Below are 26,306 nucleotides of genomic sequence, written 5' to 3'. Positions count from 1 at the left end.
GATCCAGACGTCGCCCGACCGTCCAGCCGGATGGGAGAGCCCGACGCGGGGCACCGGGTCGGCGCGCCGCCCGGCAGACTGGGGCGCATGTCGATCATCCTGCGCGCACCGGCGACCGCGGCCGCACCGGAGCTGATCCTGCGGCCGTGGCGCGACGACGACCGGGACGTGCTGCTGGCGGCGTACCGGGACCCGGTGCTGCGGCGGTGGAGCCGGTCGCCGGTGACCACCGTGGCCGAGGCCGGCCGGTGGCTGGCCCGGGTCCGGCAGGGCTGGGCGGACGACACCCGGTTCAGCTTCGCGGTGCTCGAACCGGACGCGGAGGTCGGCGACCGCCTGGTGGCGAACGTCGTGCTCAAGGAGGTCACGCCGGGACGGCCGGACGCCGAGGTCGGCTACTGGACGGCCGCGCCGGCGCGCGGACGGGGCGTCGCCGGCCGGGCGCTGGACGCGGTGAGCCGCTGGGCCTTCCGCCGTTTCGCCGACACCGGCCTGACCCGGCTGGAACTGCTGCACCAGGTGGACAATCCCGCCTCCTGCCGGGTCGCCGAGAAGACCGGCTTCCGGTTCCAGGAGGTGCTGCCCGCCCGGCCGCCGTTCCCGCGCGACGGGCACCGCCACGTACGATCCGCCCGCGTCGATCATGCAGTTGTGGTGCCTGACGAACGGCGCGAATGATCGCGAAACCGGCACGACAACTCCTTGATCGCGGAGTAGCCGGGGTTCGCCGCGGGGTCGCGCATCCGGCGCGGCCGGCTGTTATCGTTGATCGGTCGAAAGATCGGGACCAGGGAGACCAGACATGGTGGGTGACGACGACATCTCCGGGTGATACCGGACATGTTCGGCTGCCGGCCGGCGCGCGTCAGCGCAAGCCGCCGGGGCCACCTCGTCGTCCCGTCCGTCCCGCTGGGCGGCCCGTTGGCACGCCCACCGTTCTCCCGAGGTCTGTCGCATGTCCGATGCGTCCATCGTCTGTTCGAACCTCTCCTTCTCCTGGCCGGATGACACCCCGGTCTTCCAGGAGCTCTCCTTCACCGTCGGCGAGGGCCGCACCGGTCTCGTCGCGCCCAACGGCGCCGGCAAGAGCACGCTGCTCAAGCTGATCGCCGGCGAATACCAGCCGACCGGCGGCAGCGTGTCCGTCCAGGGTGTGCTCGGCTACCTGCCGCAGACGCTGCCGCTCGCGGGTGGCCTCACCGTGGCCGAGGTCCTGGGCGTCGCCCCGCAGCTCAAGGCGCTGCACGCCATCGAGGCCGGCGACGCCAGCGAGGAGCACTTCACCACGATCGGCAACGACTGGGACATCGAGGAACGCACCCGCGCCGAACTGGACCGGCTCGGCCTGGGCGACGTCTCCCTGACCCGGCGCCTGCACACCCTCAGCGGCGGGCAGGTGATCTCCCTCGGCCTGGCCGCCCAGCTGCTGAAACGGCCCGACGTGCTGCTGCTCGACGAGCCGACCAACAACCTCGACGCCGACGCCCGGCGCCGCCTCTACGCGGTGCTCGACGACTGGCACGGGTGCCTGCTGCTGGTCAGCCACGACCGTGCGCTGCTGGACCGGATGGACCGCATCGCCGAACTGGACCGCGGCGAGGTGCAGGTGTACGGCGGGAACTTCACCGCGTACTCCGAGGCGGCGCGCGCGGCCCAGGAGGTCGCCGAGAAGAACGTGCGCAACGCCGAACAGGAGGTCAAGCGGGAGAAGCGGGAGATGCAGCAGGCCCGCGAGCGGGCCGAGCGCCGGGCCAGCAACGCCTCCCGCAACCTGAAGAACGCGGGCCTGCCGAAGATCTTCGCGGGGACCATGAAGCGCGGCGCGCAGGAGGCGGCGGGCAAGGCGCGCGAGACGCACGCGGCGCGGGTCAGCGACGCCCGGGCCCGCCTCGACGAGGCGAGCCGCGCCCTACGCGAGGAACAGCGGATCGTCGTCGAGCTTCCCGAGACGACCGTCCCGGCCGGCCGTACGGTCTTCGTCGGCGAGGGCCTGCGGGTCCGTCACGGTGACCGCGACATCCTCGGCGACGGCGTCGACCTGACGATCCGCGGGCCGGAGCGGATCGCCCTGTCCGGCCGCAACGGCGTCGGCAAATCCACCCTGTTGCGGCTCATGAACGGCGACCTGGAGCCGCAGGGCGGGGAGATCAGGCGGGCCGACGGTCGGGTGGCGTACCTGTCGCAGCGGTTGGACCTGCTGGACCTCGACCGCACCGTGGCGGAGAACCTCGCCGCGTTCGCCCCCGCCCTGCCCGACGCGGAGCGGATGAACCTGCTCGCCCGGTTCCTGTTCCGCGGCTCCCGCGCCCATCTGCCGGTCGGGGTGCTCTCCGGCGGTGAGCGCCTGCGCGCCACCCTGGCGTGCGTGCTGTTCGCCTCGCCGGCGCCGCAGTTGCTGCTGCTCGACGAGCCGACCAACAACCTGGACCTGGTCAGCGTCGCCCAGTTGGAGAGCGCGCTCGGGGCGTACCGGGGCGCGTTCGTGGTGGTCAGCCACGACGAACGGTTCCTGCACGAGATCGGGGTGGACCGGTGGCTGCGGCTCGACGACGGTCGGCTGCGGGAGACCGGACCGCCGGCCGTCGACTGACCGGACCGGGGCCCGCCGGCCCCGCCGCGCACCGGTCGCGGGGGCCGGCGGGCCTTCGCTCGGTGGCGGCAGGGTCGGGCGGGCGTCCGCTCGGTGCCGGCCTCCTTGGCGGCGGGCCGGCGGCACCTCACCAGGGAAGGTGGCCGTTGACGTCGACGAAGCCGCCCGTCGGTCCGTCGGGGCCGATCTGGGCCATCCGGACGATGATCTCCGCGCCCTGCTCGACGGTCTGGGTGCCCGTGTTCATGTTCAGGTCCGTGGCCGTGTAGCCGGGCTCGACCGCGTTGATCCGGATGCCGGGGAACGCCTTCGCGTACTGGATGGTGATCATGTTGAGCGCCGCCTTCGACGCCGGGTACGCGACCCCGGGGTAGGCGTACGCCGGGGTGCCCTCGGCGGCGACCCGGGCCATCGAGGCCAGGCCGCTGCTCACGTTGACCACGACCGGGGCGGCGGACCGCTGCAGCAGGGGCAGGAACGCGTGGGTGACCCGCACCACCCCGAGGACGTTCGTCTCGAACAGCGGCCGCATCGTCTCGGCGGTCACCTCCGCGGCGCCGACCACGGCCCCGTCCGGCGTCCGTCCCTCGATCCCGGCGTTGTTGATCAGCACGTCCAGCCCGCCGTCGGCTTCGACGGCCTTCGCGGCCGCCGAGACGGACGCGTCGTCGGTGACGTCGATGAGGACCGGCCGCGCGCCCAGTCGCTCGGCGGCCCGGCGCCCGCGCTCGGCGTCCCGGCTGCCCAGGTAGACGGTGTGGCCGGCGGCGACGAGCCGCCGGGCGGTCTCGAAGCCGAGGCCCTTGTTCGCTCCGGTGATGAGTGTTGTCGTCATGCGTCCAACCGTCCGCGGCGGCGGTGGGGTCAGCCAGGCGTCCGGTTTTCCTGGGACTGCCGGTACCAGGCAGAATCCGCGGTCGCCGGCGCACACTGGTGCTCATGGCGACGGCGGAGTTCGGGCGGGCGGTGCGTCGCTGGCGTGACCGGGTCCCACCCGAGGCCGCCGGGCTGCCGGCCGGCGGGCACCGGCGCGCGACCGGACTGCGCCGCGAGGAGCTCGCCCTGCTGGCCGGGATCTCCGTCGACTACATCACCCGGCTCGAACAGGGCCGCGCGTCCCACCCGTCGGCGCAGGTCGTCGAGGCGCTGGCCCGGGCCCTGCGGCTGTCCGGAACCGAGCGCGCGCACCTGTTCCGACTGGCCGGGCTGGCGCCGCCGGGCCCGGACACGGTCCCGGCGTACCTCACCCCGAGCGTCCAGCGGCTGCTGGACCGGCTGACCGGAACACCCGTCGCCGTGTACGACGCCTCGTGGACGCTGCTGCTGGCCAACCCGCCGTACGCGGCGCTGATGGGCGACCCGTCCGGCTGGCGCGGCAACCAGCGCAACGGGGCGTGGCGGCAGTTCCTCGGCCCGGCGGGCCGGGTCCGGTACACGCCGGAGGCCCGGCGCGGGCTCGAGGCAGCGCTGGTGGCCGACCTGCGCGCGGCCGCCGTTCGCTACCCGGCCGACCCGGCGCTGCGGCGGCTGCTGGCCGATCTGCGGGCGAACAGCGCCCGGTTCGCCGAGCTGTGGGACGCCGGCGCCGTCGGCCACCACGAGAGCGCGCGAAAGACCGTCGACCATCCGCGCGCCGGCGCGGTGACGCTGGACTGCGACGTGCTGACGGTGGCCGGCAGCGACCTGCGGATCATGGTCTACACGGCGGAGCCCGGCAGCGTCGACGCGGAACGCCTGGCGCTGCTCACCGTGCTCGGCACGCAGGAACTCGTCGGCTGAGGCGCCCGTCAGTCGACGGCTGCCCGCCAGCTCCACGAGGTGCGCCGCGCCAAGCCGGGCAGCTCGCCGCGGCCGGTCAGCCAGCGCAGCACCGCCGGTGGCGGGCCGTCCGGCGCGTCCGGGAACAGCCGGCGCACCACGGCGGCGCTCAACTCCGACGGCGGCTCCCACCGCACGCCGAGCCCGCTGGTGACGTCCCAGGTGTGCAGCAGCGTCTCGGCCACCCCCATGGCGGCGAAACCGCCGGGGTCGCACGGCCCGTAGTGCCAGGCGCGGACGGCCGGGTCGGCGGCGTCGACCGCGGTGGCGAGCAGCCCGCCGCAGGCGGTGACCACGGCCAGCACCTCGCGGGGACCGGCGGCGGGGGAGACCCGCAGGTCGAACGGCAGGTACCCGTCGTCCGGCCGCCCGGTCACCTGCCCGGCGTACGCGAGCAGGTCGTGAGCGACGTGCGCGGCCGTCGCCCAGCAACTCCACTCCAGGGTGCCGGCCGGCACGGTCCAGCCCCGCCCGTCGTACGGGCCGAGCACCCGGACCATCTCCTCGACCGCCGCGCGGACGTCACTCCCGCTCATCCCCGTCATGCCTCGATCCTCATCGGCCGGGCCGGCGGGCCACAACTGGACGGTTCCCGCCGGACCCCTCCGACGTGAGCGCCGGGCGGATGCCGGATCGGCGTTGCCCGCAGCCGGTGCGGGAACTAGGGTCGTCGACGTGACTGCCGGGTCGGCCTTGGGCCACGACCGAGTGGGGCACCCGGCCGCCGGGTGACCGCGCGGCGGGCCCGTGCCCCGCCACCCCTTCTTCGCGCCGTCCCGACCGGGCTCCCGCCGTATCCGCGTGCGTCGCTACCGGCCACGCCCTTCTCCACATCCCGCCCGCGTACGCGCTCGACCGCGTGCGCGGCGTTCCCGCGTACCGCCGAAACGAAGAAATGCGGAGCATGCCGAACGAGTTCAACCAACAGATCATCGACGAGTTTCGCGCCACCGGGGGTCGGGTCACCGGCCCCTTCGAGGGCGCCCGACTGATCCTGCTCACCACGACCGGGGCGCGGTCCGGCGCGCCGCACACCACCCCGGTGGCCTACCTGCCCGACGCCGGCGGTCGGATCCTGATCATCGCCTCGGCCGGCGGAGCCGCGCGGCACCCGGACTGGTTCCACAACATCCTGGCCGACCCGCAGGTCACCGTCGAGGACGGCATCTTCACCTACCCGGCCCGCGCGGTGGTGCTCACCGGCACGGAGCGCGACGAACTGTTCGCGCGGGCGGTCGAGGCCGACCCCGGGTGGGCCGCGTACCAGTCGAAGACCACCAGGGTCATCCCGGTGGTCGCGCTCGAGCAGGCCGGCGGCGGCCCGCCGGAGGCGTCGTCCTGGGGCGAGGCGCTCCGGCGGATCCACGACGCGTTCCGCCGCGAGTTGGCGCTGATCCGCCGGGAGGTGGGGGAGTCCGGCGCCCGGATCGGCGCCCAGCTGCGGGTGAACTGCCTGGCCGTCTGTCAGGGGCTGCACTACCACCACGGCCATGAGGACGCCGGGCTGTTCGTCGGGCTGGCCGCGCAGCATCCCGAGTTGGGGCCGACGCTCGACCGGCTGCGAGCGGAACACGGCCGGGTCGCGGCGCTCATCGACCGGCTCCAGGCGGCGGTCGGCGACGCCACCGCCGATCCGACCGACGTGCGCCGGCAGGTCGAGCAGCTGACCGACGAACTCGAACGCCACCTGGCGTACGAGGAGGAGCAGCTCGTGCCGATCCTCGACCGAATGGGCTGACCGCCCCGGAGCGGGGCCGCCGGTGTCCACCGACCACCGGCGGCCCCGCCGAGGATTCCCGGTAGCGGCCCGTCGAGCTGCGCCGGACCGCGCGGCGGGCCGCCTCGGCCAGGGCGAGCGCCACTGCCGGCCCACGATGCCGAACTAGTGGGGCTTGCCGAACCAGCGGGCGAGGTGGTGGTCCAGGTCCTGCTGATCGTCGCCGATCCAGGCGACGTGGCCGTCGGGGCGTAGCAGGACGCACGGAACATCCAGTACCGCGGTGGGATCTCCGAGGTGATCGACCCGGTCCGACCAGCCGCCGACGGTCAGGCGTTCGGTGCGGTCCAGCAGCAGCCCGCGGCCGCGATGCAGCAGACCGTAGAGGTGGCCCTGTTTCACGTCGATGTCGGGTAGGCGACGACCGAGCAGGTCGGGGCCTGCGCCGAAGTCGTAGCGGATGCCGATCCCGGTGATCTTCTCGATCAGATGGCGGTTCACGTCGTTGAAGTCCATCAGTTCGGTGAGCAGCCTGCGCACGGCCTGCGGGCCCGGTTCGGTGGACGACAGTTCCATCTGGGCGCGGGTGTTGTCCAGCACGTCCGCGGCGACCGGATGACGTTCGGCCTGGTAGGTGTCCAGCAGGGTGTCCGGGGCCCAACCGCGGATCTGTGCGGCCAGTTTCCAGCCGAGGTTGAAGGCGTCCTGAACGCCCAGGTTGAGGCCCTGTCCGCCGATGGGTGGGTGGATGTGTGCCGCGTCGCCGGCCAGCAGCACCCGGCCGACCCGATACCGTTCGGCCAGCCGTGTGGCATCCCCGAAGCGGGACAACCAGCGCGGGGAGTGCACGCCGAAATCGGTTCCGGCGACGGCGCGCAACTGTTGTTTGAAATCCTCGAGGGTGGGCGGTTCGGCGCGACCGCTGACTCCCGCGCCGGGGACCACGACGCGATAGAGCCCAGCGCCTGCGGGCCCGAGGCTGAAGCGCTTGTCGGTCTCGCGGATTTCGGTCACCTTGGCGGCGATCTCCTCCTGCGGCACACCCATTTCCATCTCGCCCATCAGCGTCTCGGTCCGCGAGGGCTCGCCGGGGAAGCCGACGCCGAGCAGTTTGCGCACCGTACTGCGCGCGCCGTCACAGCCGACGAGATAGCGCGAACGCAGCCGTTGTCCGTCGGCCAGCCGTACGGTCACACCGTCGTCGTCCTGCTCGAGATCGGCCACCGCGCAACCGTGCCGGACCTGCGCACCCAGTTCGATCGCGTGTTCTTCGAGGAGGTGGACGATGACCGGCTGCGGGATGCCCAGCAAATAGGCGTACGCGGAATCCAGGCCCTCGGGTGCGGGTTTGTCGATGGCGGCGTAGAAGCCGCCGGCCGGACGCTGTCTTCCGCGTTCGAGAATGCGCTCCAGCAGCCCGCGCATCGCCATCAGCTCGATACTGCGGATATGCAGAGCGACTATGCGGACGAACGACGCGGGCTCGGTCTCCTTCTCCAGGACGAGTACCCGCACGTCGTGCAGCCGCAGTTCGGCGGCCAGCATCGCACCGGTCGGCCCGCACCCGGCAATGATCACGTCGAACATGAGGGGCGCACGATCGGCGCCGGAAGCCGGCGACGGGAGCCCGGGGACGTCGCCCGCGGTGAGGTCTCGCCCGACCGTGTCGTTCGACGACGGCTCGGCGGTGAACTGCAGAGAGTGCATCGGTGTTGCCTTTCGGGAGGGCCTTGTCGGCGAGGCGCTCCCGGCGACACCTACGTCAATCGCCCGACCGTGACGGGAACGGGGAGCACCCACATCGATACAGCGTTCATGGGTCTCACCTCCTCGGGCGGTGTCACGGGCAACCGCAAGTTACAAGCCTGAGCGCCATCCCGTCCACTCCATTCCCCGCCGCCGAGGAGGTGCGCGGGACGGTCGCCGCCGCCGTCGGCGACGGCAGCTGAGCAACAAGGTCGTGAGCCGATGCCGACCGCCCTCCCGCAAGACGATCGAGGGTGCCGTCCGGTGACCCGGACGGCACCCTCTGCTCCGGCGAGTGGCTTCCCGTGACGGGGCGCGGGGCGGTGGGTCGCGGTCAGCCGTTGAAGTCGGACACCGTCCTGGCCCGGTCGAACCGGCGCTGCGCCAGATCCTCGTTCGCCAGCACCCAGCCCACCATCGTGCCGTCGCGTCCGAAGCCCTCGCCCCCGAGGTCCGCGTCCACGTACAGGTAGCCCAGGAGGGTCTCCGTCTCGGGCGACTCCAGGCCGTGTTCGCCACCGCCGGTGGCGCGATCGGTGTAGCCGCCGATGGTGCCCACGCAGTCGTTGTCAGCCGTCAGATGCCACTTGATGCTGCTGAAGACCTTCTCGTCGTAGCGGCTCTCGCCGATGTCGATCACGCTGTCCTCACGGTTGAACGGGAAGTCCCATCCGCGCACGCCGTACAGCGGGAACCTCTCGCACTCCTGGTGGTACGCGTCTTCCTCCAATTCGCGTTCGGTGACCGGTGTGCCCGCCGGCACGTAGACGACTTCCGCTTCGGGCGCGATGTCCGGCTCGGAGAAGAACAGCAGGTGCCCGTCGGACGGCAGGTCGATGTCGTGCGATCCGGCCGGGATCGCGGAGAGGTCCAGCGATACGAGGTACGTCATGCCGTCCGGCCATTCCACCCCCTCGGGCAGGGCCGGCTTACCGCCGAAGTAACCGACCACCGGGCCCTCGCGAACGGTGTGCAACTCGAGTACGGGGCGGGCGAGCTGCAGCCACACGTAGGTACGACACGTGCCGGCGGTCGTCGACCTGACCTCCGCGCTCCCATTATCGGATTGCCATTACCGGTAATCCGATAATACGAGCGGATAATACGGACATAACGTCACCACACCATAATGACAGTTATGGTGTCAGTCGGAGCCTGACCGGCGCGGGAATTGGCGAAGGCGGCAGAGCGCCGCCACCAGCAGGGCTGCGGCTCGCCCGCGACAGAAAGGTGGTAAGGACAGCGACGGCTCGGACTGGAGACCGCACTACCGGCGGCGCCGGGCGTCGGCATCGGCGTCGAGCAGGTCGTTCAGCGTCAGCGCCGAGTTGATCAGGGAGAGGTGGCTGAACGCCTGCGGGTAGTTGCCGATCTGCTCGCCGGTCGCGGCGATTTCCTCGGCGTAGAGCCCGAGGTGGTTGCTGAAGGTGAACATCTTCTCGAGGGTGAGCCGGGCGTCATCCAGGCGACCGGCGCGGGCCAGCGCCTCGACGTACCAGAATGTGCACATGTTGAAGGTGCCTTCGTGCCCGGGAAGGCCGTCGGGGGAGTGGATCGGGTCGTACCGGTGGACCAGGCTGTCGGAGACCAGCTCGCGTTCGATCGATGCCAGGGTGGACTGCCAGAGAGGGTCGCTGGGGGTCACGAAGCCGACCGCCGGCATGGCGAGCAGCGCCGCGTCCAGCACATTCTCGTCGTACGCCTGCACAAAGCTGCCGCGTTCCCGGTGGTATCCGCGGGCCATGACCTGCTTGTAGATCCGGTTGCGCTGCTCTGCCCACGCGGTGATGTCGCCGGGGCGGGCGGTGCGGGTGGCGAGGCGGATGGCCCGGTCCAGCGCGACCCAGGACATCACCCTGCCGAAGGTGTAGTTGCGGGGATGGTGGCGGCTCTCCCAGATACCGGCGTCGGCCCGGTCCCAGTGCTGGCAGAGCCAGTCGACCAGCCGGACGGTGCTCTCCCACACCTGGTGCGACACGCGGATGCCCTGCTCGTCGGCGAGATGCATGGCGTAGAGGGCTTCGCCGTGGATGTCGAGTTGGAGCTGGTCGGCGGCGCCGTTGCCGATCCGCACCGGTCGGGAGCCGCGGTAGCCCTCCAGGTGATCGAGAACTTCCTCGTGCAGGTCGGAGGAGCCGTCCACCCGATACATGATCTTCAGCGGGTCCTGCTGGTCACCGGCCTCGCGGATCCGCTCGTCCAGCCAGTTCATGTATCGGCTGACCTCCTCGGTGAAGCCGAGGCCGAGCAGCGCGTGCACCGAGAACGACGTGTCGCGTACCCAGGTGTAGCGGTAGTCCCAGTTGCGGGTGCCGCCGATCAGCTCGGGCAGCGCGGCGGTGGGGGCGGCGATCATCGCGCCGCTCGGCGCGTACGTCATGAGCTTCAGCGTGATGGCCGAGCGCTCGACCATCTCCCGCCACCGCCCGGTGTAGCGGGAGCGCTCCACCCAGCGCCGCCAGTAGTCCCGAGTCCACTCGAACATCCCCTGGACCTCTTCCGGCGGGACGATCCGTGGCTCCGTGCCGGCCGTCTCCAGGACCACGCCGCCGGTGTCGCCCTCGTTCAGGGTGCCGTACGCGACCAGGTCGCCGTCCTCCAGGCGGATGTCGCCGCCCCGCGAGATCAACTGCCGAACCGGATCCACCGGGTTGAAGGTGACCATCGCCGACCGGCTGCGGAAGACATACCCGTTGCGGTGGCGCTCCAGCCGGTGCTCCTCCCGGGCGTAGTCGAACCGGGGCCGGCACTCCACCCGGAACCGCATGCTGCCCCGGACCATGTTGACCATGCGGACCAGGCGGTGCACGTCAGTGGCCAGATCGCCGGTGACCGGCATGAAGTCCATCACCTCGGCCACGCCGTCCGCGCTGATGAACCGAGTGATCAAGATCGGAGTGCCAGGTAGGTAGAGCTGCTTGGTGACATATCGGACGCCGTGCGGGGCGATGCGGAAGTAGCCACCCCGCTCGCGGTCCAACAGCGCAGCGAAAATGCTCGGCGAGTCGAAGCGCGGCGCGCAGAACCAGTCGATCGTTCCGTCGCACGTCACCAGCGCGGCGGTCTGCAGGTCACCGATGAGCCCGTGATCCTCGATCGCCGGATACTTCTCCACGTCGTCTCCCGGTCTCGACAGTCTCCTGCCTAGCAACCTAAGGGACGAATTTTCCTGCTTCGGCCGATTCGTGGTCGGCCACCCTCTCGCACGCCCCGGGCGTGTCCAGCCACGACCAGGCGAGTCGCAGCGGCAGGCGTCCGTAGCCCGCACCGCACTCTGTTGAACGTTGACCCGACTGAGCAGCGCTCCAGCATTGACATCCCACGTCTTGACATGGCCGCCCACGCTTTCTCCCCCAGGAGCCGACGTGCGTCAGGGGTGAGGATGCCCGGTCGTGCGGGTGCACAGGCTCGCGGAGCGTGCCGACGCACCTGTGGTGTGGTGCCGAGGTGGAGCACCGCGGGATCGACTCCGCCGGAGTAGCCGACTGAGCCCAGCCAGTTGGCCAGGCGTCGGGGCGACAGCCACGCGACCTTGTCCGCGGTGGGAAGTCGGCGCAGAAACGCCACCGTGATCACGTTCAATCGCGACGTCGACCACGCCGGCACCAGGCAGACGATGCGTGCCTGCCAGGTCTCTTGGGGCACCGCAGGTCCCGGACAGGTTAGTTCCTCAACTCAACTGGCAGACGACACCTGGGCCGGTGGCGCGGTGGCCGGACGGCCTGGGTAGCTTCCTGCCATGAGTGACGACACCTTCCGCTCGGTGGAGATCGAGCGCACCAGCGTCGGGCAGTACGTCGTGCGGAACGCCCGGGGAGGATCACTGTCGATGGGCGCGGGCGAGAACACCAGCTTCACGCCGGTGGAGCTGCTGCTGGCGGCCATCGGCGGCTGCACCGCGATCGACGTCGACCACTTCACCAGCCGCCGCGCCGAGCCGACGCAGTTCTCCGTCACCGTCACCGGCGACAAGATCCGCGACGAGGCCGGCGGCAACCGGATGCAGAACCTCACGGCCACGTTCACCGTGACGTTCCCCGACGGCGCGGACGGCGACAAGGCGCGCGAGGCGCTGCCCCGGTCGCTGCGGCAGTCGCACGACCGGCTCTGCACCGTCTCCCGCACCGTCGAACTCGGCACGCCCGTCACGATCGTCGAGGCCGGTTCCACCGCAGACTGAGGCGGCAGCCGACGGTGCGGGCGTTGTGCGGCAGCCGTCCGGCGTGGCAGTCTGCGGGCGCCGATGCCGGAGGAAGCGGTTGCAGATGCTGACCATCGAGGACATGACCGTCGGGTACGGCGACGGCCCGGCTGTGCTCAGCGACGTCTCGGTGACCGTCCGCCCGGGGCAGGTGCTGGCGGTGACCGGCCTGTCCGGCGCGGGCAAGACGACCCTGCTGGGTGTGATGGGCGGCTTGTTGCCGCCGCGCGCCGGCACCGTGACCGTCGACGGGCAGCCGCTGCGCGACCGCGACCACGCGGTGGACCGCAGGGTCGTCGTCATCCCGCAGGACAACGGCCTGGCGCCGATCCTGACCGCGGCGGAGAACGTGCAGGTGGCCCTGATCGCCTCCGGCGTGACGCCCCCGGAGGCGCGCCGACTCACCGCGGCCACCCTGGACCGGTTGGGTCTCGCCGGCCAGGCCGACCAACTCGTCGAGGAGTTGTCCGGCGGCCAGCAGCAGCGTACGGCGGTCGCCCGGGGCCTGGCCCTGGGCGGCGCGGTGCTGCTTGCCGACGAGGTGACCAGCGAACTCGACGCCGGCAACCGGCAGCGGGTGCTGGATCTGCTGCACGAGGAGGCCGGGCGGGGCGCAGCCGTCGTGTTCGCCACCCACGATCCGGAGGTCGCGGCCGCGTGCGCGGCGGAACTGCACCTGGTCGACGGGAACGCGGTGCTACGGCGAGGCGGAGACCGGTAACCGGGAGGTCTCGATTCCCGGGTAGGGGACGGTGGGTGTCGCCGCCGCTATCTAACATCAACCTCCATGCTGGCCGTCATCGCGGGAGCACTCGTCGCTCGCCGGGCGCAGGCGCTCGCGGTGCTCCTGCTGGCCGTGCTCGCCAGCGCCGCGGCCGCGGCCGCGCCGATGTACGTGAGCGCCGCCGGTCAGGCCCTCGCGAGCGAGGAACTCGCCGCCGCCCCGCCCGACGAACGCCGGCTGCGACTCAGCTCGATCGCCGAACACCCGGGGATGCCCGCCGATCCCGGCGTCGCGGCGTTCCGTGGTCACCTCGCGCCGTTCACCGCAGCCGGCTTCGAGGTGGTTCTCGGCGCGCAGGCGGGCGGCGTCACCGCCGGCCCGGCCGGGACCGTGACCTCCAACCTCGTGTTCCGGCAGGGGATCTGCGAGCGCGTCGCCGTGACGGGCAGCTGCCCGGCCCCCACCGCCGATGGTCAGCGACCCGAGGTGATGGTCAGTACGAGCACCGCGGCGCGTCTCGGCGCATCCGCCGGCAGCGAGGTGACCTTCGCCGGTGTGCCGCTGCGGGTCACCGGTGTCTACCGCCCGCTCGACCCGGCCGACCCGTTCTGGCTCGGCGACGAGTACCTGCGGCCGCCCGCGCCGGGCGCGGCGCCCCTGTCGGCCGTGGGCAGCGCAGAGGACGCCATCTTCACCGCCGCGTCCTCGCGCCTGGGCGAGAACGACGCCATCCTGCAACGACCGACGGCCGACCTGTTCATCACCGAGGAGATGGTGCGCACCGGGTCGGCCGACGAACTCAAGGCCACCGTCGCGGTGGCGACACGCGATGCCCCCCGCGGAAGTCTCGGCGTCGGCAGCGGCCTGCCGCAACTGCTCGACCGCATCACGCTGCAGCGCGGCCAGCTGGCGGTCGGCGTGACCCTGGGTGCCGGGCTGCTCGTCCTGCTCTGCTGGCTGGTGCTCTTCGTGGCGGTCAGTTCGGCGGCCGCCGAGCGCCGTCCGGAGCAGGGTCTGCTGCTGCTGCGCGGAGTGCAACGCCGCCGCCTGTGGACGCTGGCGATCGGCGAGCACGCGGTGCCCGCGGTGGCCGCGATCCCCCTGGGCTGCCTGGCCGGCCTGGCCGCCGCCAAGCTGTTGACCGCGCACACGTTGACTGGCGACGCCGGGTTGACGCTGAACGCCGCCGCGCTCGGCTACGCCACGCTCGCCGCCGGCGGCGCCCTCGCCGCGGTGCTGCTCGCCCAGGCCCGTACCCTGTCCGCGCCGGTCGTCGACCTGCTGCGCCACGTGCCGGCGCGCTCGCGCGGCTGGCGGACGAGCATCGGCGACGCCGTCGCGGTGTCCGCCGCCGTGGCGGCGCTCGTGCAGTTGCGCGCCGGTGGGTCACCCAGCGGTCTCGCGTTGCTGGCGCCGGTTGTCGCGGCGCTCGCCGTGGGCGTCCTGCTGGCGCGGGTCGCCTTGTTGTCCGGGGCGGCGGTGGGTGCGGCGCTGCTGGCGCGAGGACGGACCCGGGTCGGTCTGGCCCTGCTGCAGGTGGGCCGGCAACCCCGGTTCCGGCCCCTGATCGCGCTGCTCACCGTGGTGGTCGCGATGCTCGCCTTCACCGTCGCCACCCGGGAGCTGGCGACGGCGGCCTACGCGGACCGCGCCACCGTCGACGTCGGCGCCCCACGGGTCGTCGGTGTCGACGCGCTGTCCCGCAGCCATCTGGTGGAGGCCGTCCGGGCCGCCGATCCCGAGGGCCGGTTCGCGATGGCGGCGGTGACGACGAACGGAACGAGCAGGTCGAACACGGCGGTGCTCGCGGTGGACTCCGACCGGCTGGCGACGGTGGCCGCGCCGCACCCGTCGTACGGGGTGTCGTTGGCCGACATCGCCCGCCCGCTGCGCCCGGCTCCGCCGGCGGAGCCGGTGCTGCTGCGGGGCCGCACGCTCGTCGTGACCGTGACCGCCAGCTACGACGAGAACGCCTTCGCCGGCTTCCTACCCCGCCTCTATCTCCTGATCGCCGGCCGGTCCGGCACCCGTCAGGTCGGCGCCGACCGCCCGCTCACGTCCGGCCGGGGGGAGTATCGCGTGCCGGTGCCCGAATGCGAACCGCAGTGCCGGTTGGCCAGGTTCGAGGTCAACGCCCAGGTCACACCCGGGCAGTTGCAGGTCCGGATCGAGGAGTTGCGCTCCGAGGATGACGGCACGGTCCAGCTGAGCGGCGCGGAGCTGGCCCGAACAGAACGGTGGCGGCCACCCGGCAACATGGCCGACTACTCGGTCTACGGCACGGGCGGCAGTGACCCGGCGCTGGTCGTGGACGTTCCGGACGGCCGCCGGTTGGCGCCGATCCCCATCGCCGTGGCCGACACGCCCGACCCGCTGCCCGCCTGGTTGACCCGGTCGATGGGCACGCACCTCGGCTCGATCCGGTACGACGGCATCGACTCGATGCCGACCAATGCGCTGGTCGCCGGCTTCGCGGACCGGCTGCCACGGCTCGGGGAGTCGGGCCTGCTGGTCGACCTGGAGTACGCCGACCGGCTCGCCGTCGAAGGTCAGACCGGGAGCAAGGAGGTGTGGCTGGGCCCGGCGGCGCCCGCCGACGCGCTCGACCGGCTGCGCGCGCAGGGTCTGGTCGTCCGCTACGACCGGGCGATCACCGCCGAGCGCGAGGACCTCCATCGCCAGGGCCCGGCGTTGGCGCTGGGCTTCAACCTCTTCGCCGCGCTGGCCGGAGTCCTGATCGGGGCGGCCGGCCTCGTCGCGACCGCCGCGGCCGACCAGCGTAACCGGGTCGCCATGCTGGTCGCCCTCCGGCGGCAGGGGCTGCCGCAGCGCGACGTCCGCGGCGGGTACGGGTGGCCGGTCGCGGTCGCCACGGCGGCGGGCGCGCTCGCCACCGTGGCGATCTGGGTTCTGGCGCGGGACGGCCAGCGACTGTTCAGCGACGGCCGGTCGCCCGTGCCGGTGCCCGCCTGGCCGGACGTCGGTCCTCTGCTGACGGTCACCGTGCCCGCGGTGGCGGTCTTCGCCGTGACCGCGGTGGTCCTCGGCCGGGTCCTCGCCGCCGCGGTCCGCCGCCGAACCGGCCGCTGACCGCGACGGGCGTCCTCCACGCCGGCCCGGGCCGCGACGGCGTCCGCCGTGCCGGTCTCGGCCGGGCTCAGGCGCGGGCGCCGCCGAGGCCGAGCAGGACGGCGAGCCCGAGCGCGCTGCGCGGGGCGTAGGGCACCCGCCACAGACCACCGTGCGCCGCGGCGTACGCCTCGTCCTGCCACGGCTGGGCGGACGCCGGGCCGCCCGCGCGCAGGTGGTGCACGAGCAGCGCGGCCATCAGGGTGTTGCTGGTGGCGGGGTCGAACACCTCGATGCCGAACCGGTGCGCCCCCGCGTACGCGGCCGCCAGCGCCCGGTTACGCAGCACGGAGCGGGTGCGGGTGGGCGGCGCGACGGTGAACGACACCCTCGCGCCCGCCTCCCGGGCCACCGTGGCCCGCCAGCGCTGCAGCCGCTTGGCGAGCGCGTAGTTCGGGCCCTGCTGCGGCACCAGGCTGTCGTTGATGCCCGGGTCGGCGCCCGGCGGATAGTTCCGGTGCAGGAGCCGGCCCGCGGAGAGCACCCGCAGCGCGCGGCGGGCGGCGCCGCGGTGCGCGTACCCCTGCTCGGCGTGGCGCACCGCCTCGGCCGGGACCGCGAAGACGTCGGTGGGGGTGGCGAGGAACGCGAGCGCGACATCGTCGCGGCGCTCCTGGAGGTGCCGGGTGAGCGCGTCGACGGCGACCGCGACGCGCACGTTGGTGGCCCCGTCGGCGTACACGTAGTTTCCCAGCACGAGCCGCCCGTCGATGCCGCGCAGCCACTCGGCCACCTGGGGCAGGCGGTGCAGCAGGTCGGCCCCCGCGTGCCGGGCCAGCGCCTGGTCGTCGTCGTCCGCGCCGGTGTCCGGCGGCAGCGGCAGGTGCAGCCGCCCGCCGTAGCGGCGGGTGGTCTGCAGCAGGCGTCGCCAGATGTCCGGGCGGGGCAGGTCGACGGCGACCACCTCGCCGCCCCACCGCAACACCGACGTCAGTGGCCCCATCTCCGCGCCCGCGCCGAGCACGACGATCCGCTGGTCGCGGAGATCCAGCCAGTCGGGATTCGCGACCACCGTGCCCACCGCCTCGGCGCAGGACGGCTCGATGACACCGGCGGTGACCCAGGCGTCGAGCCGGCGGCGCAGGTCGTCGCCGCGCAGTCGTTGTCCGCGGTACGGCAGCGAGAGCTCCCGCTCGACCGGGCCGTCGCCGGTGACGGTGGCGGTGCCCAGTGGCGGCTGGGCGTCGGGCGTCGAGAAGACCTCGTCGAGCGCGGCCTCGCGGCCGTCGTCGCCGACCACCCGCATCCGGGAGTGCAGGGAGGCGAGCCCGTCGCGGGCGATGGTGACCGCGGCGTCGTGGGAGAGCAATCCCGCCTCGACGAGTCGGCGGAAGTGGCCGAGGTACCCGTGCCGCCAGTTCGTCTCGTGCTCCGCCGAGCGGGCACCGACCGGGTCGACGGCGCGTAGCGCGTCAACGACGACCGCCCGGCCGAGCGCGGTCGTGCTGCGCGTGCCCTCGACAGCGGGGAACACCACCCCGGTCGGACCCTCCACGGTCACTCCTCCCCATGCCGGCCGGTCCCGGCTTCGCGCGCCACTCTGCCCCATCTCGCGCCGGACCGCAGGACCGGCCTCCCGGCACCCGGCAGCGGCTCCAGCGCCCGGCCCCGGTCCGCGGTCGACGATTCAGGTCACGTCTTGTGCACGGAGCGGTCACGACGCTCACGCTTGCGCATCGGCTCGGTCACGAAGGGCTCGACCCCGCTGGTGGTCCGCGTCCAATGGCCGTTACCGATCCGGCGTCTGGCGGCCGGATGCGTCCCCGGTCCCGGCTTGGAGGATTCGATGGCCCACAAGCGACGGTCGCCGCTCCTGCTGGCGGTGCTGGCGATCACGATGACGATCACCGCCTGCACTGCCGGAAGCTCGCAGCGGAGCGACCCGGGACCGGCCCCGGTCCGCGACCACGACGGCGCGCCCAACCGGGGTGGCGAGGAGACGGCATCGGAGGACGATTCCCGCTCCACCTTCGGCATCGACATCGACACCGCCTCGTACGGCTACGCCCGGCGGCTCATCGCCGAGGGGCGGTTGCCCGAGCGGACCGGGGTGCGGCCCGAGGAGTTCGTGAACTCCTTTCGGCAGGACTACGCCGAGCCCGGCGGCGACGGTTTCGCCGTCCACGCCGACGGCGCCCGCCTCCCGGAGACACACGACGCCACGGCGGACACCCGGTTGATGCGGGTCGGCCTGCAGACCCGTTCGGAGGACGAGCGGAGCCGCCCGGACGCCGCGCTCACCTTCGTCGTCGACGTATCCGGGTCGATGGCGGAGCCCGGCCGGCTCGACCTCGTACAGGACGCGCTGCACACCCTGGTGGACCAGCTTCGGCCCACCGACTCGATCGCCGTCGTCGAGTTCAGTTTCAAGGCCCGGATCGCCCGGGAGATGACCCCCGTCTCCGACGGCGAGAAGCTGCACGACGCCATCGACTCGCTCCGGACGCAGAGCAGCACCAACCTCGAGGCCGGCCTGGTGCTGGGCTACCAGGTGGCACGCGAGGGGTTCCGGCCCGGCCGGACGAACCGGGTGGTCGTGCTCTCCGACGGACTCGCGAACGTGGGAGCCACCGACGCGGAGCCGATCCTGCGCCGGGTGCGTGACGAGGCGGAGAAGGAGATCGCGCTGCTCGGCGTGGGCGTCGGCAGCGAGTACGGCGACGAGCTGATGGAGCGGTTGGCCGACCGCGGCGACGGCTTCGTGGTGTACGTCAGCGAGCCCGCCCAGGCCCGCAAGGTGTTCGTACGACAGCTGCCGGCGACGTTGAGCGTTCGCGCGCTCGATGCCAAGGTGCAGGTGACCTTCGAGCCGGGCTCGGTGCGGTCGTACCGCCTGATCGGATACGACAACCGGGCGATCGTCGACGAGGACTTCCGTGACGACCGGGTGGATGGCGGCGAGGTCGGGCCGGGGCACAGCGTCACCGCGCTCTACGAGGTCCGGCTCGCCGACGGCGTCCGCCCGTCGGCCCGGATCGCCCGGGTGCAGGTGCGCTGGACCGATCCCGTGGAACGCGAGCCCATCGAGGCGTCCGAATCGGTGACCGTCGCCGACGTGGACGGGGACTTCGCGTCGGCGTCCCCGCGGCTGCGGACCTGTTACGCGGCCGCCTACTTCGCCGTGGCCCTGCAGGGCGGCGATCAGGTGCGCCTGACCCACCTCGCGACGATCGCGGGGCAGGCGGCCGCCGCCACCGACGACCGGGAGGTGCAGGACCTCGCGCGCGTCATCCACCAGGCCGACGAGTTGCGCTGACGCCCCGGAGCGCGGTCGCGCGGCGGCCGGTGCGAGGATCGGGGCCGACCCCTCGACCGGAAGGAAGCCATGCGCTACCGGACCCTGGGCGCCACCGGCACGGTGGTGTCGACCCTCTGCCTGGGCACCATGACCTTCGGCGCGGAGACCGACGAGGCGGGCAGCTTCGCCCAGCTGGACCGGTTCGTCGAGGCCGGCGGCACGTTCGTCGACACGGCCGACGTCTACTCCGCGGGCGTGTCGGAGGAGATCGTCGGCCGGTGGCTGCGGTCGCGCCCGGGCGTACGCGACCGGCTGGTGATCGCCACCAAGGGCCGCTTCCCGATGGGGTCGGGGGCGAACGACGCCGGGCTGTCCCGGGTGCACCTGACCCGTGCGCTGGACGCGAGCCTGCGGCGGCTCGGCGTCGAGGCGGTCGACCTCTACCAGGCGCACGCGTGGGACCCGCTGACCCCGCTGCCGGAGACACTGCGGTTCTTCGACGACGCGGTCCGGGCGGGCAAGATCCGCTACGCGGGGGTCAGCAACTTCACCGGTTGGCAGTTGCAGAAGGCCGCGCTGCTGACCCAGCACCTCGGTCTCACCCCGGTGGTGACCCTGCAGCCGCAGTACAACCTGCTGGCCCGGGAGGTCGAGTTCGAGCTGGTGCCGGTGTGTGAGAACGAGGGCATCGGCATCCTGCCGTGGTCCCCGCTGGGTGGCGGATGGCTGACCGGCAAGTACCGGCGGGACACCCCGCCGACGGGCGCCACCCGGCTCGGCGAGAACCCGGAGCGCGGCGTCGAGGCGTACGCGGGACGCAACGCCCAGGAACGCACCTGGCGGGTGGTCGACGCGGTGCGCCAGGTCGCCACGCAGCGGGGCGCCTCCATGTCGGCCGTGGCGCTCGCCTGGCTGGCGGCCCGCCCGGCGGTCACCTCGGTGATCCTCGGGGCACGGACGACGGAGCAGTTGGACGACAACCTGACCGCCGCGGACCTGACCCTCGACGCGGAGCAGACCCGGCTGCTGGACGAGGCGAGCGCCCCGCCCGTGGGCGACTACCCGTACGGCCGGGCGGGCGTGGCGCAGCGGGGCCGGACCCTGCCGACCGGCTGAGCCACCCGCGGCGCGCCCGGACCGACCGGCTGAGCCATCCGCCGCGCGCCGGGACCGACCGGCGCGCGGCCGGGAGTGGTGAGCTGGTGGGCGACGCGACACGGCGCGCCGCCGGCCCGCACAATGGCGCGATGACGATGCCGTTCCCCTCGCCCACCGTCCCGGCCGCCGGGCGGACCGAGGTCTTCCTCCGCTACCTGGACTACTTCCGGGAGACCACGCTGGCCAAGGTCTCGGCGCTGCCCGAGCCGGAGCTGCGCCACAGCCGCCTACCGTCGGGGTGGACCCCGTTGGAGCTGCTCAAGCACCTGCGCCACGTCGAGCTGCGCTGGATCGAGTGGGGCTTCCAGGGGCGCGACGTCGCCGAGCCGTGGGGCGACCGCCGCGGGGAGCGCTGGCACGTCGCGCCCGAGGAGACCCGGGACGACCTGGTGGCGGCGCTGCGGGCGCAGGGCGCGCACACCACGGCCGTCGTGTCGGCGCACGACCTCGCGGAGATCGGCGCGCCGGGCCCGCGGTGGGACGGCGCCGACCCCGCGTCGCTGGAGCGGGTGCTGTTCCACCTCCTCCAGGAGTACGCCCGCCACCTCGGCCACCTGGACGTCGTGGCCGAACTCGCCGGCGGCCCGACCGGGGAGTGACCCCGCGGGCGGCCGGGCCGACGCGGCGAGTCACCCCGGCCGCCCGCGCAGGAACGGCGGGCGTTTCTGGTGTCGACCCAGCATGTCGCCGAACACCAACCCGGCCAGCACCGCGAGCGTCAGCAGGGTGACCACGACCGGCGCCCAGCCCCGCGCGAAGGGCACCGCCACCGCGAGCGGCACCAGCCAGAGCGCCCGGTGCCACGGCAGCGAGCCGGTGACCAGGTACGCGAACAGGGTGCGCCCGAGCAGGAAGACGACCGGGCCGCCGACGATCAGGACGATCCACCGGACGGGCGTCTGCCCGGTCGGCCGGCTGACGACGAGGTCGTAGCCGGCGGCGGTGCAGACGACGCCGATCAGCATCACCAGGTGGGTGTACGGCCCGAGCCGGGCCGCCCGGCCGAGGATCTTCGTGGACGACGTCTGCAGGATGGCGCCGGCCCGGTACACGTAGACCTGCCAGAGCAGCAGCATGGTGAGGAAGGCGGCGAGAAAGGCTCCCAGGCGGGCGCTGCTGAAATCCGCGGTGCTGATCTCCAGGGTGGGCACCAGGATGATGTCGCCGAGCGCGAGGATCATGAACTGCTGGTACCGCTCGCCCAGGTGCTCGGTCGTCTTCTCGTACTGCCCGACCGGCACCCGGCCGAGCCAGGGGGTGGGGTAGCGGGCCGCCCCCGACACGTAGTCGATGACCACGGCGGCGACCCAGAGCGGCCAGTGCGGTTGGCCGGGCGGCAGCGCCCCGACGATCCAGAAGATCGCCGACACCAGGAACCAGAAGAAGAACCGCGTGGCCCGCTCCTGCGCCCGGTGCCGTTGCCGGCGGAGCACGCCGACCAGCACCACACCCCGAAACAGGTGCGGCACCACGTACGCGACGGCGAAGATCAGCGCGTGTCCGTCGGAGGCCAGCGGCAGCGCGGCCGCCGTCGCCACGGCACCGAGCATGGTCACCATGAGGATGGTCTGGATCGGACGCTGCTCGGGGTCGTAGAAGTCGGTGGTCGTCGAGGTGATCGCCCACGTCCACCAGATCGCCATCAGCAGGAGCAGGATCTGCCCGATGCCGGCCCAGGACTGCCGGTCGGCGATCAGCATCGAGACCAGCGCGAGCGCGGCCACGAAGATCACGTCGAAGAGCAGTTCCAGCAGCGTGGCGCGGGTCGACCCCTCCGGCCGGCGCACCAGCTCGGCGCTGCCTCCGGTCGTCATGCCCGGCCTCCCGCCGCCCGATCGCGCCCGGGCCCACAGGGGCGCCGCGTCGTCGCCGGGCGCACGGCTGCCCGCGGCCGGAACGCCGCGTACCCCAAGGATTATCGGGGTGGCTGCACCGGTATGTCCGACCTTCGGGCATTCCGGCGGATCGTGCAGGACGGCGCGCGTCCGAGGCCCCGACCCGGCCCACGAGACCGGCGCGCCTTGCCACAATGCGGGTGGCGGCACGGTCGGTCGTCGGTGAGGGCGTCGGTCGACGATGATCAGGAGGACGGCATCATGCCGGACAGCGAACGTGAGGCGGAGTTGCTGGATGCGGAGCGCCGTCTGCAGGCCGCGCAACGGGCCGGTGACGTGCCCGCGCTCGACGACCTGCTCGACGACCACCTGATCGCCGTCGGGCCGGACGGCGGCCGGTACACCAAGGAGGCCGACCTGGCCGCCCATCGCAGCGGGGCGTCGGTGATCGACGATCTCGTGGAGGAGGGGCTGGAACTGATCGTCGAGGGGACGACCGGGGTGACGTTCTTCATGGGACGGGTGAGCGGCCGGTTCGACGGCGAGCCCTTCGCGGCGCGACTGCGATACACCCGGACCTGGGTCCACGACGACGACCGCGGCTGGCGGATCCTCGCGGCGCACATCAGCCCGGCCTGAACGGCGACCCGGCCGGCGTCAGCCGGTGTGGCGTACCTCCGTCCGCCAGATCTCGGCCCACGGCCGGCGCAGCCCGGTGCAGAGCCAGATCGGGCCGCCGTTCTCCTCGTTGTCGACGTCGACCCGTTGGTCGACGCGCCCGGCGAGGGTGACGTCGGTGAACCAGTCGCGCAGGTGGTCGGGGCGGTCCCAGCCGACGGCGATCACCACGTCGGCGTCGGCCGGCGGGCGGCCGAGGTCGACCATGCTGTTGTGCCCGGAGTACGCGGGCGGCAGGCCGCGGGCCGGACCGTAGCGGACGACCGCGCCGGCCTCGCCGTAGTTGGCGGTGAGGATGACGGCCCGCTGCCGCTGGTCGGCGGGGAGCGCGCGGTGCACGGCGGCCAGGGAGTCGGCGAACGCCGGCCAGCCGATTGTCTCGCCGGCGTCGTAGTTGACCTCGACCACGAAGCCGGGTAGCTGGTCGGCGGGCAGGGTGGGCAGGAGCAGCACCGCGTTCGGGGCGACGAACGGCAGGGTGGCGAGAGCCAGCAGGGCCCGGCGTGGTGCGGTGGCGCCGCGGCTCGCCCAGGCGACGGTGACCACGGCGCCGGCGGCGGCGAGCACCAGCAGCAGCGGGGCGTCGTAGTAGCCCTTGCCGCCGGCGACCAGCACGACGCCGACGACCACCAGCCAGGCCCAGGCCAGCGCCCGGTACGCCCGCCACGCGGGCCGGCGCAGCAGGGCGACCAGGCCGGCGATCCAGATCGGCACGGCGTACGGGCTGACGATGACGAACTGGAGGGTGAGCGCGTCGACCCGGCCGCTGTAGGAGCTGTCGCCGTCGGAGATGGACGCGGCGACGGACAGCTGCGGGAACCCGTGCGCCGCCTGCCAGATCAGGTTCGGCGCGGCCAGCAGCAGGGCGATGCCGGCGCCGGCGAGCACCCACCGGTCGCGCAGGAGCCGGCGCGGCCCGGCGATCGCGACCCCGGCGAGCAGGCCGACGGCGAGCAGCGCGGGCAGCAGCTTGTTGAGCATGCCGACGCCGAGCACCAGCCCGAGGGCCAGCGCCCAGCGGGTGTCGCCGGTGCGCAGCATCCGCACCGCGCACAGCGCCGCGGCCAGCCAGACGAGCACGTCGACGGTGGTGGTGCTGAGCAGGTGCCCGCTGGCCAGCACCAGGCCGGAGGAGCCGGCGAGGAACGCCGCGAAGGTCTGCGCGCCGCGCCCGGCCCCGAACTCCCGGGCGATCGCGGCGACGAGCAGGACGCACCCGCCGGCGATCACCGCGGACGGCGTGCGCAGCACCAGCAGGTTGCCCGGTGCGATCGTGTCGGCCAGTCGGGCCAACGCGGGGACGAGCGGGCCCTGGTCGACGTAGCCCCAGTCGAGGTGCCGACCGCAGAGCAGGAAGTACAGCTCGTCGCGGTGGTAGCCGTAGCGGGTCGAGAGGGCCAGCAGCACCGCGGTCACCGCGGCGGCGACCAGCCAGGGCCCGCGCGTGCGGGGACCCGGGTCGGGCGGCGCGCCGGTCGCGGCGGGCTCGTTCCGGTGCGGGCGGTCCAGGTCGGCGACGGATTCGGCCACGTCCATATCATGGCCGGCCGGGGCCGGGGAGTGGTGCCCCGACAGCCGGCGGCCGGGTCACAGGTCGGCCACGGGGCGCCGTCACCGCGCGGCGAGTGGTTCGCGGGTCGGTTCCGGCGTCGCGGGGGCCGGCCAGGCCAGCCGGCGTACGCCGGGAACCAGCGCGGTGCCGGCGCAGGCCACCAGGACCAGCGCGCCGGCGGCGGCCAGGGGTGCCGGCTCGCCCCAGACCCGGGCGGCGAGCGGTGCGAGGGCGTAGCCGACGGGCATCGCGCCCAGCGACACCAGCCAGTCGTACGAGGTGACCCGGGCCAGCACGTGCGGCGGGAACTGGCCCTGCACCACGGTCTCCCAGACCGGGTTGAGGTAGCCCAGGGCGGCCAGCGCGATCCCGTACGCGGCGACGACGGCCGGGGCGGGTGCGGCGACGGCGAGCAGGATCAGTGGCGCGGCGTAGCTGGCGAGCCCGAGGTTGGCCAGCAGCACCGGGCGGCGGGGCCGGAACCGGCCGGCGAGCAGCGATCCGGCGAGCATGCCGACCGCCCCGGCCTGGAGCATCAGCAGCCAGACCCCTTCGCCACCGAGGCGGTTGACGGCGACGGCCGGGCCGAGGGTGGTGAGCACCGCGGCGGCGCCGTTCCACACGCCGTGGCCGAGCAGGCTGCTCCAGAACCAGGTCCGGGCGCGGACCTCACGCCAGCCGTGCAGCAGGTCCGCGGCGAGCGAACGGCGCTCGGTCCGGGGCACGGGCCGTACCCGGATGACCGCGAGCAGGGCGGCGCTGATCGCGAACGAGCCGGCGTCGAGGACGAACGCCCAGCCGGGGCCGGCGGCCCAGATGAGGGCACCGGCCAGGGCGGGACCGGCGAGCCGGCTGGCGTTGGCGGTGGTCCCGAGCAGCGCGTTGGCCCGCTGCCGGCCCGCGGGTTCCACGGTGCCGGCGACCAGGGGGGACCCGGTGGGCAGGGCGAACGCCGCGGCGACGCCGCCGACCGCCGAGACCACGGTGATCGAGGTCAGCGACGGGTCGCCGCCGAGCAGCTCGAGGCCGACCACGAGTTGGGTGACGACGCGGGTCAGGTCGGCCAGGATCGCGACCCGGCGGGCGTCGAACCGGTCGGCCGCCACGCCGCCGAGCGGGAGCAGGAGCAGCCGGGGCACCATCGCCGCGCCGAGGACCAGGGCGAGAGCGGAGGTGGAGCCGGTGGCGCGCAGCACGGCGAGGGCGAGCGCGGCGGGGACGACCGCGTCGCCGACCGCGGAGACGGTGCGGCCGAGGAAGAGCAGCCGGAAGGCGGGCTGGCGCAGGGGTTGAGTCACGTCCGCAACATACTTCGACGTCGAACCTTTCGGCAATGAATATTTCGGTGTTGCAGTATCATGACGTGGTGACCCCCCGCGACCGCATCGACCGGCACGTCGAACGCTGGCTGCCCGTCCTGCCGGACCTCGACCCCGACGTGGAGGGCGCGGTGACCCGGATGGGCGCGCTGAGCCGCCACCTGCGCGCCGTCAAGGAACGCGCACTGGCGGACGTCGACCTGCCGGCGCATGAGTACGACACCCTGCACGCCCTGGCCGGCCGGCAGGGTCGGGCCGCGCCCTCGGAGATCGCCGCCGACCTCGGCATGGCCCCGGCCTCGGTCACCGCCCGGGTCGACACGCTGGTCCGGCGGGGCTTCGTCGAGCGGATCCCGTCCACCGTCGACCGCCGGCGGGTCGACGTCGCGCTCACCGACGCGGGCCGGGAGGCCTGGCAGGGAGCGCTCGACGTCCTCGGGGCCGAGGAGCACCGGCTGCTCGGGGCGCTCGACCCGGACGAGCGGCGCCTCCTGTCCGACCTGCTGCGCCGCGTCATGCTCGCCGCCGAGCGGCCGGCCGACTGACGGCCACCCCGCCGGTGGCGCTTTGTCGGCCGGGCCCGCGCCGGGTGGCGGTGCGG

21 protein-coding genes are annotated in these 26,306 nt (G+C 73.3%); 12 read left to right on the top strand and 9 right to left on the bottom strand.

What is annotated here, in order from left to right; all coding sequences use genetic code 11:
- Positions 1-87 precede the first annotated feature (87 nt).
- Complete coding sequence (locus O7603_RS05135) at positions 88-678, top strand: GNAT family N-acetyltransferase (protein WP_281574529.1); 591 nt, start codon at positions 88-90, stop codon at positions 676-678.
- Between the two features lie 277 nt (positions 679-955).
- Positions 956-2,590 carry a ribosomal protection-like ABC-F family protein gene (gene abc-f, locus O7603_RS05130; RefSeq protein ID WP_281574528.1) on the top strand — a complete coding sequence of 545 codons (1,635 nt, stop codon included), beginning with the start codon at positions 956-958 and terminating at the stop codon, positions 2,588-2,590.
- 127 nt (positions 2,591-2,717) lie between these two features.
- On the opposite strand, the gene O7603_RS05125 is transcribed toward abc-f, so the two are convergent.
- Positions 2,718-3,425 (bottom strand): SDR family NAD(P)-dependent oxidoreductase, encoded by a 708-nt coding sequence (locus O7603_RS05125; RefSeq protein WP_281574527.1) that lies wholly within the window; start codon positions 3,423-3,425, stop codon positions 2,718-2,720.
- A gap of 104 nt (positions 3,426-3,529) precedes the next feature.
- Here O7603_RS05125 and O7603_RS05120 point away from each other — a divergent pair, with 104 nt between their 5' ends.
- Positions 3,530-4,369 carry a helix-turn-helix transcriptional regulator gene (locus O7603_RS05120; protein ID WP_281574526.1) on the top strand — a complete coding sequence of 280 codons (840 nt, stop codon included), beginning with the start codon at positions 3,530-3,532 and terminating at the stop codon, positions 4,367-4,369.
- 8 nt (positions 4,370-4,377) lie between these two features.
- Here O7603_RS05120 and O7603_RS05115 read toward each other — a convergent pair whose 3' ends face one another.
- Positions 4,378-4,944, bottom strand: a complete 567-nt coding sequence (locus O7603_RS05115; protein WP_281576604.1) for a maleylpyruvate isomerase N-terminal domain-containing protein — start codon at positions 4,942-4,944, stop codon at positions 4,378-4,380.
- A 368-nt stretch (positions 4,945-5,312) separates the two neighbouring features.
- On the opposite strand from O7603_RS05115, the gene O7603_RS05110 reads away from it, so the two are divergent.
- A complete protein-coding gene (locus tag O7603_RS05110) occupies positions 5,313-6,146 on the top strand; it encodes a nitroreductase/quinone reductase family protein (protein WP_281574525.1) in 834 nt (277 codons plus the stop codon).
- Between the two features lie 144 nt (positions 6,147-6,290).
- Here the strand turns inward: O7603_RS05110 and rox are convergent, their stop codons facing one another.
- The 3 genes from rox to O7603_RS05095 form a co-directional block, all read right to left on the bottom strand.
- On the bottom strand, positions 6,291-7,712 hold the full coding sequence (gene rox / locus O7603_RS05105; protein ID WP_281576603.1) for a rifampin monooxygenase: 1,422 nt from the start codon (positions 7,710-7,712) through the stop codon (positions 6,291-6,293).
- A gap of 493 nt (positions 7,713-8,205) precedes the next feature.
- Entirely contained in the window at positions 8,206-8,880 is a 675-nt protein-coding gene (locus tag O7603_RS05100; RefSeq protein WP_281574524.1) for a DUF1963 domain-containing protein, read from the bottom strand.
- A gap of 258 nt (positions 8,881-9,138) precedes the next feature.
- Positions 9,139-10,986, bottom strand: a complete 1,848-nt coding sequence (locus O7603_RS05095) for a glycoside hydrolase family 15 protein (protein WP_281574523.1) — start codon at positions 10,984-10,986, stop codon at positions 9,139-9,141.
- A 624-nt stretch (positions 10,987-11,610) separates the two neighbouring features.
- On the opposite strand from O7603_RS05095, the gene O7603_RS05090 reads away from it, so the two are divergent.
- The 3 genes from O7603_RS05090 (at position 11,611) to O7603_RS05080 (ending at position 15,886) form a co-directional block, all read left to right on the top strand.
- Entirely contained in the window at positions 11,611-12,051 is a 441-nt protein-coding gene (locus O7603_RS05090) for an OsmC family protein (RefSeq protein ID WP_281574522.1), read from the top strand.
- Between the two features lie 85 nt (positions 12,052-12,136).
- Entirely contained in the window at positions 12,137-12,793 is a 657-nt protein-coding gene (locus tag O7603_RS05085; RefSeq protein ID WP_281574521.1) for an ATP-binding cassette domain-containing protein, read from the top strand.
- 66 nt (positions 12,794-12,859) lie between these two features.
- Complete coding sequence (locus tag O7603_RS05080) at positions 12,860-15,886, top strand: FtsX-like permease family protein (RefSeq protein ID WP_281574520.1); 3,027 nt, start codon at positions 12,860-12,862, stop codon at positions 15,884-15,886.
- Between the two features lie 67 nt (positions 15,887-15,953).
- On the opposite strand, the gene O7603_RS05075 is transcribed toward O7603_RS05080, so the two are convergent.
- Entirely contained in the window at positions 15,954-17,420 is a 1,467-nt protein-coding gene (locus tag O7603_RS05075; protein WP_281574519.1) for a hypothetical protein, read from the bottom strand.
- Between the two features lie 291 nt (positions 17,421-17,711).
- Between O7603_RS05075 and O7603_RS05070 the strand changes: the two genes are divergently transcribed.
- The 3 genes from O7603_RS05070 to O7603_RS05060 all read left to right on the top strand — a co-directional run bounded on the left by O7603_RS05070 (position 17,712) and on the right by O7603_RS05060 (position 20,920).
- Entirely contained in the window at positions 17,712-19,181 is a 1,470-nt protein-coding gene (locus O7603_RS05070) for a von Willebrand factor type A domain-containing protein (RefSeq protein ID WP_281574518.1), read from the top strand.
- A gap of 69 nt (positions 19,182-19,250) precedes the next feature.
- Positions 19,251-20,279 carry an aldo/keto reductase gene (locus tag O7603_RS05065; RefSeq protein ID WP_281574517.1) on the top strand — a complete coding sequence of 343 codons (1,029 nt, stop codon included), beginning with the start codon at positions 19,251-19,253 and terminating at the stop codon, positions 20,277-20,279.
- A gap of 131 nt (positions 20,280-20,410) precedes the next feature.
- Positions 20,411-20,920, top strand: a complete 510-nt coding sequence (locus O7603_RS05060) for a DUF664 domain-containing protein (protein ID WP_281574516.1) — start codon at positions 20,411-20,413, stop codon at positions 20,918-20,920.
- 30 nt (positions 20,921-20,950) lie between these two features.
- Here the strand turns inward: O7603_RS05060 and O7603_RS05055 are convergent, their stop codons facing one another.
- Complete coding sequence (locus O7603_RS05055) at positions 20,951-22,135, bottom strand: low temperature requirement protein A (protein WP_281574515.1); 1,185 nt, start codon at positions 22,133-22,135, stop codon at positions 20,951-20,953.
- A gap of 282 nt (positions 22,136-22,417) precedes the next feature.
- Here O7603_RS05055 and O7603_RS05050 point away from each other — a divergent pair, with 282 nt between their 5' ends.
- Positions 22,418-22,795 (top strand): nuclear transport factor 2 family protein, encoded by a 378-nt coding sequence (locus O7603_RS05050; protein ID WP_281574514.1) that lies wholly within the window; start codon positions 22,418-22,420, stop codon positions 22,793-22,795.
- An 18-nt stretch (positions 22,796-22,813) separates the two neighbouring features.
- On the opposite strand, the gene O7603_RS05045 is transcribed toward O7603_RS05050, so the two are convergent.
- Complete coding sequence (locus tag O7603_RS05045; protein ID WP_281574513.1) at positions 22,814-24,370, bottom strand: glycosyltransferase family 39 protein; 1,557 nt, start codon at positions 24,368-24,370, stop codon at positions 22,814-22,816.
- A gap of 75 nt (positions 24,371-24,445) precedes the next feature.
- Positions 24,446-25,684, bottom strand: a complete 1,239-nt coding sequence (locus O7603_RS05040) for an MFS transporter (RefSeq protein WP_281574512.1) — start codon at positions 25,682-25,684, stop codon at positions 24,446-24,448.
- A gap of 68 nt (positions 25,685-25,752) precedes the next feature.
- Between O7603_RS05040 and O7603_RS05035 the strand changes: the two genes are divergently transcribed.
- Entirely contained in the window at positions 25,753-26,250 is a 498-nt protein-coding gene (locus O7603_RS05035) for a MarR family transcriptional regulator (RefSeq protein ID WP_281574511.1), read from the top strand.
- The last annotated feature ends 56 nt before the right edge of the window (positions 26,251-26,306 follow it).

Origin of the sequence: Micromonospora sp. WMMD812 (assembly GCF_027497215.1) — a bacterium.
GTDB lineage: Bacteria > Actinomycetota > Actinomycetes > Mycobacteriales > Micromonosporaceae > Micromonospora.
Note: the sequence above shows the minus strand (reverse complement) of the source record. Positions and strands in the feature narration are given on the sequence as shown.